Annotated in this window: 11 protein-coding genes; 3 read left to right on the forward strand and 8 right to left on the reverse strand. The window is 73.4% G+C overall.

The window, feature by feature from the left end:
• Window positions 1–15: 15 nt before the first annotated feature.
• Window positions 16–1,449, reverse strand: a complete 1,434-nt coding sequence (locus FYC51_RS01655) for a phosphomannomutase/phosphoglucomutase (RefSeq protein ID WP_148731953.1) — start codon at window positions 1,447–1,449, stop codon at window positions 16–18.
• Window positions 1,446–1,661, reverse strand: coding sequence for a DUF3499 family protein (locus tag FYC51_RS01660; protein ID WP_148731954.1), 216 nt, complete (start codon window positions 1,659–1,661; stop codon window positions 1,446–1,448). The genes FYC51_RS01655 and FYC51_RS01660 overlap by 4 nt, the downstream gene beginning before the upstream one ends.
• A gap of 117 nt (window positions 1,662–1,778) precedes the next feature.
• Here FYC51_RS01660 and FYC51_RS01665 point away from each other — a divergent pair, with 117 nt between their 5' ends.
• Entirely contained in the window at window positions 1,779–2,147 is a 369-nt protein-coding gene (locus FYC51_RS01665; RefSeq protein WP_338014659.1) for a hypothetical protein, read from the forward strand.
• Window positions 2,148–2,226: 79 nt separating this feature from the next.
• Here the strand turns inward: FYC51_RS01665 and FYC51_RS01670 are convergent, their stop codons facing one another.
• The 5 genes from FYC51_RS01670 to FYC51_RS19075 form a co-directional block, all read right to left on the reverse strand.
• Window positions 2,227–3,678 carry a DUF5719 family protein gene (locus FYC51_RS01670; protein WP_148731956.1) on the reverse strand — a complete coding sequence of 484 codons (1,452 nt, stop codon included), beginning with the start codon at window positions 3,676–3,678 and terminating at the stop codon, window positions 2,227–2,229.
• Entirely contained in the window at window positions 3,662–6,829 is a 3,168-nt protein-coding gene (locus tag FYC51_RS01675) for a glycosyltransferase (RefSeq protein WP_187432444.1), read from the reverse strand. Before FYC51_RS01675 ends, FYC51_RS01670 begins: the two co-directional genes overlap by 17 nt.
• A gap of 230 nt (window positions 6,830–7,059) precedes the next feature.
• The gene (locus tag FYC51_RS01680) at window positions 7,060–7,380 is read right to left on the reverse strand and encodes a WhiB family transcriptional regulator (RefSeq protein WP_148731958.1); all 321 of its coding nucleotides are present in this window, start codon (window positions 7,378–7,380) and stop codon (window positions 7,060–7,062) included.
• A gap of 223 nt (window positions 7,381–7,603) precedes the next feature.
• On the reverse strand, window positions 7,604–8,572 hold the full coding sequence (gene galE, locus FYC51_RS01685; protein ID WP_148731959.1) for a UDP-glucose 4-epimerase GalE: 969 nt from the start codon (window positions 8,570–8,572) through the stop codon (window positions 7,604–7,606).
• Between the two features lie 159 nt (window positions 8,573–8,731).
• On the reverse strand, window positions 8,732–8,881 hold the full coding sequence (locus tag FYC51_RS19075; protein WP_187432445.1) for a hypothetical protein: 150 nt from the start codon (window positions 8,879–8,881) through the stop codon (window positions 8,732–8,734).
• A gap of 84 nt (window positions 8,882–8,965) precedes the next feature.
• Here FYC51_RS19075 and FYC51_RS01690 point away from each other — a divergent pair, with 84 nt between their 5' ends.
• On the forward strand, window positions 8,966–9,922 hold the full coding sequence (locus FYC51_RS01690) for a GlxA family transcriptional regulator (protein WP_148731960.1): 957 nt from the start codon (window positions 8,966–8,968) through the stop codon (window positions 9,920–9,922).
• A gap of 17 nt (window positions 9,923–9,939) precedes the next feature.
• On the opposite strand, the gene manA is transcribed toward FYC51_RS01690, so the two are convergent.
• Window positions 9,940–11,211 carry a mannose-6-phosphate isomerase, class I gene (gene manA / locus FYC51_RS01695; RefSeq protein ID WP_148731961.1) on the reverse strand — a complete coding sequence of 424 codons (1,272 nt, stop codon included), beginning with the start codon at window positions 11,209–11,211 and terminating at the stop codon, window positions 9,940–9,942.
• 107 nt (window positions 11,212–11,318) lie between these two features.
• On the opposite strand from manA, the gene FYC51_RS01700 reads away from it, so the two are divergent.
• Window positions 11,319–12,497, forward strand: coding sequence for an acyl-CoA dehydrogenase family protein (locus tag FYC51_RS01700; protein ID WP_148731962.1), 1,179 nt, complete (start codon window positions 11,319–11,321; stop codon window positions 12,495–12,497).
• Window positions 12,498–12,513: the final 16 nt, after the last annotated feature.

A 12,513-nucleotide genomic window follows, 5' to 3' on the forward strand; every position in this document is an offset into this window, starting at 1 on the left:
GCCGCGACGCCCACGTCAGGTGCGAATCAGCGCCAGCACCTCGTCGCGCACCGCGGCCATCGTCGCGGCATCCGCACCCTCGACGTTGAGGCGCAGCAGCGGCTCGGTGTTCGAGGGCCGCACGTTGAACCACCAGAACGGCTCGCTCTCGGCGGTGATGCCCGTGACGGTGAGGCCGTCGAGCTCGTCGAAGTCGGCGCGACCCGTGAACGCCTCCACGATGCGCGTGTAGGCGGCGGGCACGTCGTCGACGACGGAGTTGATCTCGCCCGACAGCGAGTAGGGCGTGAAGCGCGCGGCGAGCTCGGAGAGCGGCGCCTCCTGCGCACCGAACTCGGCGAGCACGTGCATCGCGGCGAGCATGCCGTTGTCGGCGCCCCAGAAGTCGCGGAAGTAGTAGTGCGCCGAGTGCTCGCCGCCGAACACCGCGCCCGTCTCCCGCATGCGGTCCTTGATGAGCGAGTGGCCAACGCGCGTGCGGACGGCGATCGCGCCCTCGTTCTCGATGGTCTCGGGCACGAACCGCGAGGTGATGAGGTTGTGGATGACCGCCACCTCCTCTTCACCCGTCGCACGGACGCGCTCGATCTCGCGGACCGCCACGATCGCGGCGACCGCGGAGGGGCTCACCGCGCCGCCGCGCTCGTCGACGACGAAGCAGCGGTCGGCGTCGCCGTCGAACGCGAGGCCCAGGTCGGCGCCCTGCTCGACCACGGCGCGCTGCAGGTCGACGAGGTTCGCCGGCTCGAGCGGGTTGGCCTCGTGGTTGGGGAACGTCCCGTCGAGCTCGAAGTAGAGGGGCACGATCTCGAGCGGCAGCGCGGGCAGGCCGGCGGCCTCGCCGAGCACCGCCGGCACCGTGAGGCCGCCCATGCCGTTGCCGGCGTCGACGACGATCTTCAGCGGTCGGATGCCGCGGAGATCGACGAGCGAGCGGAGGTGCGCCGCGTAGTCGGCGAGCACGTCGGCGGTGGTGACCGTGCCCGTGGCCGGCACGTCGGTGATGCCCTGTTCGAGGTAGTCGGCCGCGCGGTCGCGGATCGAGGCCAGCCCGGTGTCGAGCGAGATGCCCTGCGCGCCCGCTCGTGAGAACTTGATGCCGTTGTAGGCGGCCGGATTGTGGCTCGCCGTGAACATCGCCGCGGGTGCGTCGATCGAGCCCGACGCGAAGTACGACTCGTCGGTGGAGCAGAGCCCGATGGCCACGACGTCGGCGCCGCGGCGGGTCGCACCGCGCGCGAACGCGGCGGCGAACCCGGGCGACGAGTCGCGCATGTCGTGCCCGACGACGATGCGGCCGCCCGGCGCGACGACCTCGTCGGCGAAGCCCGCGCCGAGCGCCTCGACGGTCTCGGCGGTGAGTCCCTCGCCCACGATCCCGCGGACGTCGTAGGCCTTCACGATGGCGTCGAGGCGCGCGCGAACGTCAGGGCCTTCAGCGGGAGTCATGCCTTGAAACCTACCTCACCCATCCGCACGTGCCGGACGATCTGCCAGCCGACCGGCGCGGAGGTGCGCTCGGCGTGGCGGCTGCAGAGGTCGTAGCCGTGCGGCTCGGGGGTGAGGGAGAGCGGCCCCAGGACGGCCATGGAGTCGGCGTAGTCGAACGTCAGTGTCGCGACCGCCTCGGCGGCGCATGCGGTGCGCGAGCAACGTCTCATGGCTCCACCAGAGTAGCGACCGGGGCGGACATTACGATGGAGGGTATGCCCCGATCCCGTCGTGTCGCCACACCTCGTTCCCCTCGGCGGCTGGCCCGGGACCGGCACGGGCGCGGCATGCGCTCCGCCGTGACGGGGCCGCACCTCGAGCCGCTGCGCACGCGCCTCGACGAGTTCGACTTCACGGTCGCCACCACGGCCGCGTACCTGCGCGGGCTCTGGCCCGAGCTCGAGGGCGTCGTCTTCGAGGTGGCGCAGGGGCCCGCCGAGGCGATCCACGGCGACCACGTCGACCGGTGGAAGGTCGTGCACGACGAGCGCCGCATCACGTTCTACCGGCTGCCGATCGTGCGGTTCCTCCGCCTCCAGGAGGGCGAGGACCGCGACGAGAAGCTGCTCGTCGAGAGCTGCGTGTTCCGAGCGGTCGCCGAACTGCTCGACAAGGACCCGTGGGAGCTCGCTCCGGGGCGCTACCGGCACTTCTGACGCGCGACGACGGGCACCGGCTCCGCCGCGCGTTCGATGTACCGCTCGGCGTGGCCGGTTCGGCACCGCGGCCGAGTGCTCAGTTCGGGTAGACGAGGATCGGCGAGTCGAGCGGCCCGGGCGGCTGCACGCCGAACGATGCGAGCTCGTCGGCGGCGTCGAACGAGACGCCGGCGTGCAGCCCCTGCGTGCCCGAGAGCACGACCGACGTGGCGCCGCCGAGCGGCACCGACACCGCGCCCGCGGCCGGCACGACGACCGTGCGCTCCTGCCCGTCCAGCCTCAGGGTCGCCTGGGCGTCGGCGCCGGCGGGGTTCACGAGGTGCAGCGTCGCCGAGGGCCCGGGCGGCACGGCGACGACCGCGCTGTCGAGCAGCGGCGCGGTGGCCACGGTCCAGGCGAAGTCCGAGGGGGCCGCGGCATCCGTCTGGCCCTCGCTGCCGCCGACCGAGGCCCTCGCCGCGGCCACGACCGGCGCGTCGGCCTCGACGCGCACGGTGTAGGTTCCCGCGTCGAGCACGCCGAGGGGGACGTCGAGCACGCGACCGGGTTCGAGCGAGACGTCGAGCGTGGTGCCGCCCGCGCCCGACTCGGGCACGATGCCGATCGAGACGGCCACGGGGGCGTTGCCCGGCGCGAAGAGGCGCACCGCGGGGAAGTCGTCGCCGTCGGCGTGGTCCTCGAGCGCCTCGACGCCGCCCGCCTGCGGCACGACCAGGCCCGGGATCACCTGGGTCGTGCCCGGCGCGGCGGTCGCGCCGGTCAGCTCGGCCCCGGCGGGCGCGAGCCCCACGATCGTCGACTGCTCGAGGCTCGCGGCGATCGCGCCGCCCGTGCTCGTGACGTGCACGACCGGCGACACGAGGTTCGGCGCGAGGCCCGCGAGCGAGAGCACGCGCTGGCTGCCCGGCGGCACGATGATGCCGAGGGCCGACGGCGCATCCACGGCCCCGGCCTCGCCGGACACGCGCACGTCGACCGTCGCGGCCACGGGGGTCGGGTTCGACAGCAGCACGATCCCGCTGCGGCCCAGGTTCGTCGCACCGGCCACGAGCCATACGTCGGCGACGGCCTCGCCGCACGCCGCTGCGGCGAACCCGCCGAGTGTCTCGGTCGAGATCGACTGGGACTGCGCGCCGGCGAGCATGCCCGCGTCGACGCCGCCCGGCTCGGCCGCGATCGCGACGGGCGTGCCGTCCTGCGCGGCGTTCGGATTCTCGGGCGCCTCCAGCGGCACCTGCTCGAGGGCCGCGTCGGCCGGTTCCGCGGCCGTGACGAGGCTCGCCGATCCGACCGACGACGCCGTGGTCGCGGCCGCCGCGTCCTCGCCGAGCGTGAGGAACGGCCCGGGGCACACGCGCAGCTGACGGCTCTCCGCCGGCTGCACGAGCTCGGACGGGGCCTCGATGCGGTGGTCGGGCCACGGCACGAACGTCGCCGCGGCGACGGTGCCGACGGCGAGCGCGGCGGCGCCGACGAGCGCGAGCGAGCGGAGGCCGACGCGGATGAGGGTCCTACGACGCACGGCCATCGTCGTCTCCCTTCGACTCGTCTGCGGTGCGGTCTCGCTGGGCCTCGGCGGCATCATCGCCCGACTCCTCGTCGGCGGCTCCAGCGTCTTCGGCCGATCCATCTTCGGCCGTCTCGTCATCGGATGCCGCGGCATGCGGCTCCTCGTCGGCGGCTCCCGTGTCGTCCATCGTCCCGTCATCGGCGGCCGCAGCATCCGGCTCGTCGGCCGATTCGTCGGATGCCGCGGCATCCGGCTCTTCTGCCTCTTCGTCGTCGGCTGCCGCGGCATCCGCGTCCTCGGCCTCGGCGGCGGCCGCAGCTCCCCCGCCGGCCGCGGCGGCTCGCGCGGCCGCGGCGGCGGCGGCGCGGCGACGTACCCGCGTCGGACGGCGATCGACCTCGCGGCCGGCACCCGTGGGGATCGACAGCAGCACGGCCGCGCCGATGACGACGACCTGCACGATCGTGATGAGCACCGCGAGCCACCCGCCGGCGTCGGGCGGGATCTGCGCCGCCTCGGCGTCGGGCTCGGCGGCCGCGAAGCGCCAGAGTGCGCCGAAGTCGGTCTCCCCCACGGCGATGAGGGCGGGATTGCCGTCGAGCGCCGCGCGCGCCCGCGCCTCGGTCTGCACCGCCTCGCGCCCCTCGTCGGATGCGGGGGCGAGCAGCACGAACGAGACGCCGAAGTCCCGCACGGCGGCCTCGGGGTCGAACCCGCTGCGCGACGCGAGGTTGCCGGCGACGGTCGCGAGCTGCACCTGCTCGTCGGTGAGCACCGTGCGCGTCTGGTCGAGCGTGGACTGGTCGTCGAGCGTCTCGCCCGTGCCGTGCTCGAGCGTCGCGCGCAGGCCGCCGTCGACCTCGGGCTCCATCCACAACGTCGTGACGCGCGGGTCGGTGTCCGCCTGGGCGACGACGTACGCCGGCAGGGTCCGTTCGCCGGCGGGTCCGAGCGGCACGGCGTCCGCGGCGATGGCGATCATCGTCGGGACCACCGCGACGAGCGACACGACCGCGACCACTGCGCCGAGGAGCGCCGGTCCGCGGCGGAGCGCGTCGAGGGCGCTCACCGATGCGAGCACGAGCCCGAGCCAGGCGAGGCTGAGTCCGGCCCCGGCCCAGACGGCGACGACGTCGGGTCCGACGACCGCCACGGCGACGTGCGTGGCGGCGACCGCCGTGGCGTAGCCGAGGAGCACCGTCCCGAGGGTGAGGGTCGCGCGGCGCCAGCCCGGCGCGAGCACCGCCGCGAGCGCCGCGAGCACGAGCGGCACGGCGAGGATGCTCGCGACCAGCTTCGGATCGACCTCGACGAACGAGCCGACGAGTTCGTCCCATCCGCCCCAGCCGCCGCTCGGCAGTCCGACGGCCAGCTGCCACGGGGTCGGCACGGGTCCGCCGACGGGGACGCCCGGGTCGGCGAGGAGCCCGAACGGCGTGCCGCGGCCCACCTGCTCGACGATGAGCGGCAGCGCGAGCACGAGGGCCGGGACGGGCAGTCCCGCCAGCCGCACGGCCGCGCGCCCGCTCACCGCGACCGCGACGATCCAGCCGACGATGAGCGCCGGGGCGAGGCTGGGGGCCGCGGCGATGACCGCGGCGAACAGCAGGGATGCGGTCGCCGCCGCGGCCCACGACGAGGCCGCGCCGAACACGGCGAACGCGAGCCATCCGAGCAGGACGTGCGCGATCACCGCCCCCGGCCGCGCCTCGGCGAGGGCCGTCAGGAACGGCGGGGCGAACGCGTACACGAGCGCGGCGACCGCACGCAGCGAGCCGCGCTCGGTGAGGCGGGATGCCGCGAACCAGGCGCCGATCGCGGCGGCCGGGATCGCGACGAGCCAGAGGAGGAGCACGGCGTACGAGGGCGCCCAGAACGTCAGCGAGCCGAGCACGGCGAGCACGCCGCTGAACGGGTCCGCTGCGCCGACGAATCCGGTGCCGACGTCGCGCCAGCCGTAGGCGGCGTTGCGCCACAGCTCGGCGAAGCCCGACAGCGGCAGCAGTCCGCCGCCGCCCACGCCGCTCGCCGTGATGAGCCACGAGAACAGCCCGACGGATGCCGCGGCGGTCGCGAGCAGCACCCAGCCTCCGCCCGTGCCGAGGAACTGCAGCTCGTTCGACCGCCCGCGCGCTCGCGCCTTGCGCGCCTCCGCGGCGGCCTCGCGACGCCGCCGCTGCTCGTCGGGCTGCAGGCGGAGCGGCGCGATGGCCGACCACTTGGCCTGCTTCGACGACGCCAGGACCCGCCGGGCGCGCGGCACGCGCATGCCGGAGAACATCGTCCCGAGCGCCGCGGCGAACTCGCCGGGGATCTCGCCCGGCCGCTTGATGAGCAGGAGCCGCACCGAGCGCAGCACCGCGAGCGGGAGGAAGGTGATCCAGTGCAGCGGCACGGCGGGCGCCGGCGCGTAGGCGAGCCGCCGGTGCAACGCTGCGGCACGGGCCGCGCGGGCGCGTCGGCGGCGCGAACGACTGCGTCCGTCGCCGGGCGGCCCCGCGACGCCGTCCGCGGCGAACAGCACCTCGGCCTCGGGGACGACCGCCACGCGATGACCGGCCAACCGGGCGCGAACGCCCAGGTCGAGTCCGTCGTCCACCGTGGGCAGGGCCGGGTCGAAGCCGTCGAGCGCCTGCCACACCGAGTGACGCACGAGGATCGCCGCCGGGTCGAGTCCGAGCACGTCGCTCAACCCGTCGTGCTGGCCCTGGTCGAGCTCGTCGGCGACGATCGGGACGGCGCGTCCGAGCCGGGTCATGGTGCGCCCGAGGCCGGCGATGCGGTCGGGTTCGTCCCACTCCAGGAGCTTCGGCCCCGCCACCGCGACGGACCTCGCCGTCTCGAGCGTCGCCATGAGGCTCCTCAGCGCGCCGGGCCTGGGCTCGGAGTCCTCGGCCAGCAGCCAGAGCGCGTCGGCGTCGGACGCCGGCGCCTCGAGCACGCGCTCCCCCGCGCGCAGCGCCTCGCCGAACGAGAGTGGTTCCTGCAGCTCCACGATGCGGTCGGGGGCCGCGCCGGCGACCTGCTCGCGCGCGCGCGCGTCGGCCTGGGCGAGCACGGCGACGAGCGCGTCGGGCGCGCGATCCTGGAAGCGGATCGCGTCGAGGGTCCGCTCGAGGTGGTCGCCGCCGTGACGCACGACGAGGACGGCGGTGACTCTGGGGAACATCGGGGCCAGCCTAAGCGGCTCCCGCTGCGGCATCGGGGCATGAGTCCGGGCGTGCCATGAAACCGTGAGACGACCGTCGAGCGGATCGAGGATCGGCGCGGCGATGCCGCGGATCGGGCGAGACGACCGTCGAGCGGATCGAGGACGAGCGAAGCGACGTCCCGGAACCCCCGCGCCCACGGACGCGGGTTCCGAGACGTCGCTTCAGTCGCTCCAGATCCGCGAGGACGTCAGACCGCACGCTTGCGCAGCTTGCGCCGCTCACGCTCGGAGAGTCCGCCCCAGATGCCGAACCGCTCGTCGTTGGCGAGCGCGTACTCGAGGCATTCGCCACGGACCTCGCAGCCGGTGCAGATCTTCTTCGCGTCGCGGGTGGAGCCGCCCTTCTCGGGGAAGAACGCCTCCGGATCGGTCTGCGCGCACAGTGCGTCGCTCTGCCATGCCAGCGGATTGTCGTCGCCGACCCCCGAGCGAACCCCCGGAACGCCCAGCCTCACCGGATCGATGAACCAATCGTCAGGTACTCCAGAACGATATTCAGGATTGCCCATATCGTCTCCCACCCAGTTGTACCGACCACCCAGAGGGTGTGTCATGACAATTACACCGGTGTAATTCGCGGGAGTCAAGTCGGGAATCGTAAACCCTCAACCGGCCGTCGAGGCTTCATCGCGACCGCGACACGCCGACGTGTTCGCCAGACGTTACGGAGTCGGGACGGGCGTCCCTCGTTCCGGAGGCCGACCTCCGTTCGCGTCCACTGTCGGGCTCGACTCACTCCTCGGATGCCGCGCGCCGCGCCTCCCACGCGCTCTCGACCATCTGCGACAGCGTATGCCGCATCTTCCAGTCGAGGTCGCGCGCCGCGAGCTCGCCGGAGGCGACGATGCGGGCGGGGTCGCCCGGGCGTCGCGCCGCGATCTCGGGCGTGAACTCGATGCCGGTGACGGCCGCCACGGTCTGCATGATCTCGCCGACCGACGAGCCGTCCCCCGAGCCGAGGTTGTAGACGGGCTCGAGTGGCTCGCCCGCGTCGAGCCGCTTCGCCGCGACCACGTGCGCGGCCGCGAGGTCGGCCACGTGGATGTAGTCGCGGACGCACGTGCCGTCGGGCGTCGGGTAGTCGTCGCCGTTGATGCGCGGCGTGCGGCCCTCGAGGAGCGCCTCGAACACGAGCGGGAAGAGGTTGTGCGGGCTCGGGTCGAACACCTCCGTGGTGCCCGATCCGACGACGTTGAAGTACCGCAGGCTCGTGTGCCGCAGTCCGGCCGCCCGGCCCTGGTCGGCGATGAGCCACTCGCCGACGAGCTTCGACTCGCCGTAGGGCGATTCGGGACGCTGCTCGGTGTCCTCGGTCACGAGGTCGACGTCGGGCGTGCCGTAGACGGCCGCGCTCGACGAGAACACGATGCGGTCCACGCCCTTGGCCGCCATGGCGGCGAGGAGCGTGGCCGTGCCGGTGACGTTCTGCTGGTAGGTGTGCAGCGGGCGGGAGACCGAGACGCCGGCGTACTTGAAGCCGGCGAGGTGCACCACGCCGTGGACGTCGAACCGCTCGATGGTGTTCTCGAGCTGCGGCCCGTCGAGGATCGTGCCCTGCACGAAGCGGGCACCGGTCGGGAGGAACGCGTGGCGACCCGAGGAGAGGTCGTCGACGACGACCGTGTCGATGCCCTGCTCGGCGAACGCCCGTACGACGTGCGACCCGATGTACCCGGCACCTCCGGTGACCAGCCAGCTCATGTTCCCGCCTCCCGCACGCGGGCGGTCCACGTGCTCCCCCGATGCTATCGAGGGGCGACGGGACGGCGCGGGTCGGGAGTCATCGCCGGTCACCCGCGACGGGCCCGAGCGTTCGCACGCGCAGCGTCGATCGCCGCGCGTGCGCTCCCACCGGCGGGATCAGACGGTGCGGGTGGGCAGGTTCTCGATGTGGCGGTTGCGGTCCCGGATCTCAGGACGACCGTAACCGTCGCCTTCGAGGCGCAGCACGGTGGCGAGCACTCCCCAGACGGCGAGCCCCGCGATGACGAGGAACACGATGGTGGTCATGGCAGAAATTCTACTCCTTGCAAGATCCTGCCGGTAGTGGCAGAGTGACAGTGAACGACATATTCCTGCCACTCGGAGGATCCCGTGCTCCAGACCATCGCCTGCATCGCCATGCCCCAGATGGCGCCGTTCGAGTTCGGCGTGATCTGCGAGGTGTTCGGCATCGACCGCCGTGAGCACGGCGGCCCCACGTTCGACTTCCACGTCGTCGCCGCCGACCCCGGCCCCATCTCCACGAAGCTCGGCTTCGACGTCGTGGTGCACGAGGGCCTCGAGTTCGCGCACGAGGCCGATCTCGTCGCGGTGCCGGCCTCGCTCATCGACACGGCGCCCGACGAGCGCGTGCTCGAGGTCATCCGCGCGGCCGTCGAGCGGGGCGCGTGGGTGCTGTCGGTGTGCTCGGGTGCCTTCACGCTCGGCCACGCCGGCGTGCTCGCCGGCCGCCGCGCCACGACGCACTGGATGTACACCGACCGGCTCGCCGAGATGTTCCCCGACACCGAGGTCGACCCCGACGTGCTCTTCGTGCAGGACGACAAGGTCGTCACCGGCGCGGGTACCGCCGCCGGCATCGACGCCGCCCTGCACATCGTGCGCACCGAGCTCGGCGCCGGCGCCGCCAACATCGTCGCCCGCCGCATGGTCGTGCCCCCGCAGCGCGACGGCGGCCAGTCCCAGTTCATCCAGACGCCGGTGCCCGAGTGCCACAGCGACTCGTTCGCCAAGGTCACCGAGTGGATGCTCGAGCACCTCGACCACGACCTCACGGTCGACCTGCTGGCACGCAAGGCGCTGATGTCGCCCCGCACGTTCGCGCGGCGGTTCCGCGCCGAGACCGGCACGACGCCGAACGCCTGGCTCAACCGCCAGCGGCTCCTGCGCGCGCAGCAGCTGCTCGAGGAGACGTCGCTCTCGCTCGAGGAGATCGCCCGCGAGACCGGATTCGGCGCCGCAGCCGTGATGCGGCACCACTTCCTGAAGGTGCTCCAGACGACCCCCACCCAGTACCGGCGCCTGTTCGGGCTGCGCGCGGTCGGCTGACCGAGGCGACTCCCGGCTCAGGGAGCGGGGTCAGGCGACGGATGCCGCGGCTCCCCGGTGGTCGCCACCCACGCGATGCCCGGCCCGGTCACGTCGAGCGTCCCCTCGTCGGGGGTGACGTACGCCGCCTCGCCCATGGCGAGCTCCGCCTCGTCGTGCGCGCCCCGGAGGCGGATGGGCCCGCCCTCGGCGAGCACGATGGCCGGTCCGGTGATGGGCACCCGCGCGGCATCCGCCCCGTCGCCGGGCTCGGCGCGGTAGAGCACGAAGTCGGGCACGTCGGGACGGAACGCCACGACCGACGCGGCGACCGGCTCCGGCTCGAGCCGCGGCGGCGCGATCGGCGTGAAGTCGAGCACGTCGAGCAGCTCGCCCACGTCGATGTGCTTCGGCGTGAGCCCGCCGCGCAGCACGTTGTCGCTCGCCGCCATCAGCTCGATGCCGAGCCCCGAGAGGTAGGCGTGGATGTTGCCCGCCGGGAGGTAGAGCGCATCGCCGCGGCGCAGGCGCACGCGGTTGAGCAGCAGCGAGATCACGATGCCGGGGTCGCCCGGGTACACCTCGGCGAGGCGCTCCACCGTCTCGAAGGACGCCGCGTACTCGGATGCGCGTGCGGGGTCGGTCGCGGCGAGCGCGGTGATCCGCTCGACGACCCAGGCGGCCTCGCCCGTGTCCTCGCCACGTCCGTCGCGCAGGAGCCACTCGACGGTGTCGCGGAGCGGGTCCGCGGTGCCGAGGCGGGCGGCCAGCAGGTCGAGCGCGCCGGCCTGCGGCTCGTCGGACGCGGCATCCGCCGACCGCAGCACCGCGAGCACTCCCGCGACCTCGTCGAGCGAGCGGAAGCCCGACAGCGCGTCGAACTCGTCGCTGACGGCCACGACGAGCTCGGGCTTGTGGAACGCGTCGCGGTAGTTGCGGTCGTACGCGTTCAGCGGGATGCCCTCGGCCTCCTCGCGGGCGAAGCCCGCGCGGGCCTGCTCGGGCGTGGGGTGGGCCTGGAGCGAGAGCGGCTCGGCGGCCGCGAGGAGCTTCAGCAGGAACGGCAGCCGGGCGCCGTGCGCGGCGAGCTCGGGTCCCAGCGCGCGCTCGGGATCGGCCGCGATCCACGCGGCGAGGTCGGCATGGCCGACGGATGCCGCGTCGAGCACCCGTGCGGGCGACCCCGCGTGCGCGCCGAGCCAGAGCTCGGCCTCGGACGAGCCGGACGGCTCGACGCCGCGGAACCCGGCGATCGCGCTCGTCGAACCCCACGCGTAGTCGCGCGGCGTGTTGCCGATGGCCACAAACATCCTCGGTGCTCCCCTTCCGCCTTTGGGTCCAAACTACCAACGGGTTCGGGCGGCGCCGGGGGCGGTCCGTAGGCTCGGGCCATCCCACCCGACGCATTGGAGCAGTCATGCCGTTCGAGCCGCTCGCCAGCGACTTCTACTCGTACGAATCCCTCCTCGACGACCGGGAGCGGGCCGCCATCGCCGAGCTCCGCGAGTGGCTCGAGGCCGAGGTGCGGCCGGTCATCAACGGCTACTGGGAGCGTGCGGAGTTCCCGACGCAGTTCGTGAAGCCGCTCGCCGACCTCGGTGTCCTGTCGTACGCGTGGGACGAGACGAGGCCCTTCCCGAACTCGGCTGTCTTCCGGGGCTTCGTGGCGATGGAGCTCGCGCGCGTCGACGCGTCGATCGCGACCTTCGTCGGCGTGCAGAACGGCCTCGTCACGGGTGCCCTCTCGCGGTGCGGCTCCGACGAGCAGCGCGCGGAGTGGATCCCGAAGCTCGCGAGCGGCGAGCTCGTCGGCGCCTTCGGCCTCACCGAGCCGCTGTCGGGCTCCGACTCGGCGCAGGGCCTGCGCACGACCGCGACGCGCGACGGCGACGAGTGGGTGCTCACCGGCGCGAAGCGCTGGATCGGCAACGCCACGTTCTCGGACCTCACGATCATCTGGGCGAAGGACGTCGAGGACGGACACGTCAAGGGCTTCATCGTCCCGACGTCCACTCCCGGCTACTCCGCCACGAAGATCGAGGGCAAGATCAGCCTGCGCCCCGTGCAGAACGCGGACATCACCCTCGACCACGTGCGGGTGCCCGAGTCGCTCCGGCTCCAGCGCGCGGACTCGTTCCGCGACACGGCGAGCGTCCTGCGCCTGACCCGCGCCGAGGTGGCCTGGGCCGCCGTCGGCACGGCGATCGGCGCCTACGAGGCCGCCGTGAGGTACGCCGGCGAGCGCGTGCAGTTCGGCCGGACGATCGGCTCCCACCAGCTCATCCAGGACCTGCTCGTGAAGTGCCTGGGCAACATCACCGCCTCGATCGGCATGGTGGTGCGCGTGTCCGAGCTGCTCGACGCCGGCGAGCAGCGCGACGAGCACTCCGCCCTCGCCAAGGCGTATGCCACCTCCCGCATGCGCGAGACCGTGGCATGGGCGCGCGAGGCGATGGGCGGCAACGGCATCGTGCTCGACCACGACGCCGCCCGGTTCTTCGCCGACGCCGAGGCCCTCTACTCCTACGAGGGCACACGCGAGATGAACACCCTCATTGTCGGCCGGAAGATCACCGGGACCGCCGCGTTCGTCTGAGACTCGCGCGATAGCC

Origin of the sequence: Agromyces mariniharenae (assembly GCF_008122505.1) — a bacterium.
Lineage (GTDB): Bacteria > Actinomycetota > Actinomycetes > Actinomycetales > Microbacteriaceae > Agromyces > Agromyces mariniharenae.

What these genes read in the sequence shown, in the direction of transcription:
- FYC51_RS01655 (WP_148731953.1), bottom strand. Translation starts at nt 1,449, where the DNA reads ATGACTCCCGCTGAAGGCCCTGACGTTCGCGCGCGCCTCGACGCCATC.
- FYC51_RS01660 (WP_148731954.1), bottom strand. Translation starts at nt 1,661, where the DNA reads ATGAGACGTTGCTCGCGCACCGCATGCGCCGCCGAGGCGGTCGCGACA.
- FYC51_RS01665 (WP_338014659.1), top strand. Translation starts at nt 1,779, where the DNA reads ATGCGCTCCGCCGTGACGGGGCCGCACCTCGAGCCGCTGCGCACGCGC.
- FYC51_RS01670 (WP_148731956.1), bottom strand. Translation starts at nt 3,678, where the DNA reads ATGGCCGTGCGTCGTAGGACCCTCATCCGCGTCGGCCTCCGCTCGCTC.
- FYC51_RS01675 (WP_187432444.1), bottom strand. Translation starts at nt 6,829, where the DNA reads ATGTTCCCCAGAGTCACCGCCGTCCTCGTCGTGCGTCACGGCGGCGAC.
- FYC51_RS01680 (WP_148731958.1), bottom strand. Translation starts at nt 7,380, where the DNA reads ATGGGCAATCCTGAATATCGTTCTGGAGTACCTGACGATTGGTTCATC.
- galE (WP_148731959.1), bottom strand. Translation starts at nt 8,572, where the DNA reads ATGAGCTGGCTGGTCACCGGAGGTGCCGGGTACATCGGGTCGCACGTC.
- FYC51_RS19075 (WP_187432445.1), bottom strand. Translation starts at nt 8,881, where the DNA reads ATGACCACCATCGTGTTCCTCGTCATCGCGGGGCTCGCCGTCTGGGGA.
- manA (WP_148731961.1), bottom strand. Translation starts at nt 11,211, where the DNA reads ATGTTTGTGGCCATCGGCAACACGCCGCGCGACTACGCGTGGGGTTCG.
- FYC51_RS01700 (WP_148731962.1), top strand. Translation starts at nt 11,319, where the DNA reads ATGCCGTTCGAGCCGCTCGCCAGCGACTTCTACTCGTACGAATCCCTC.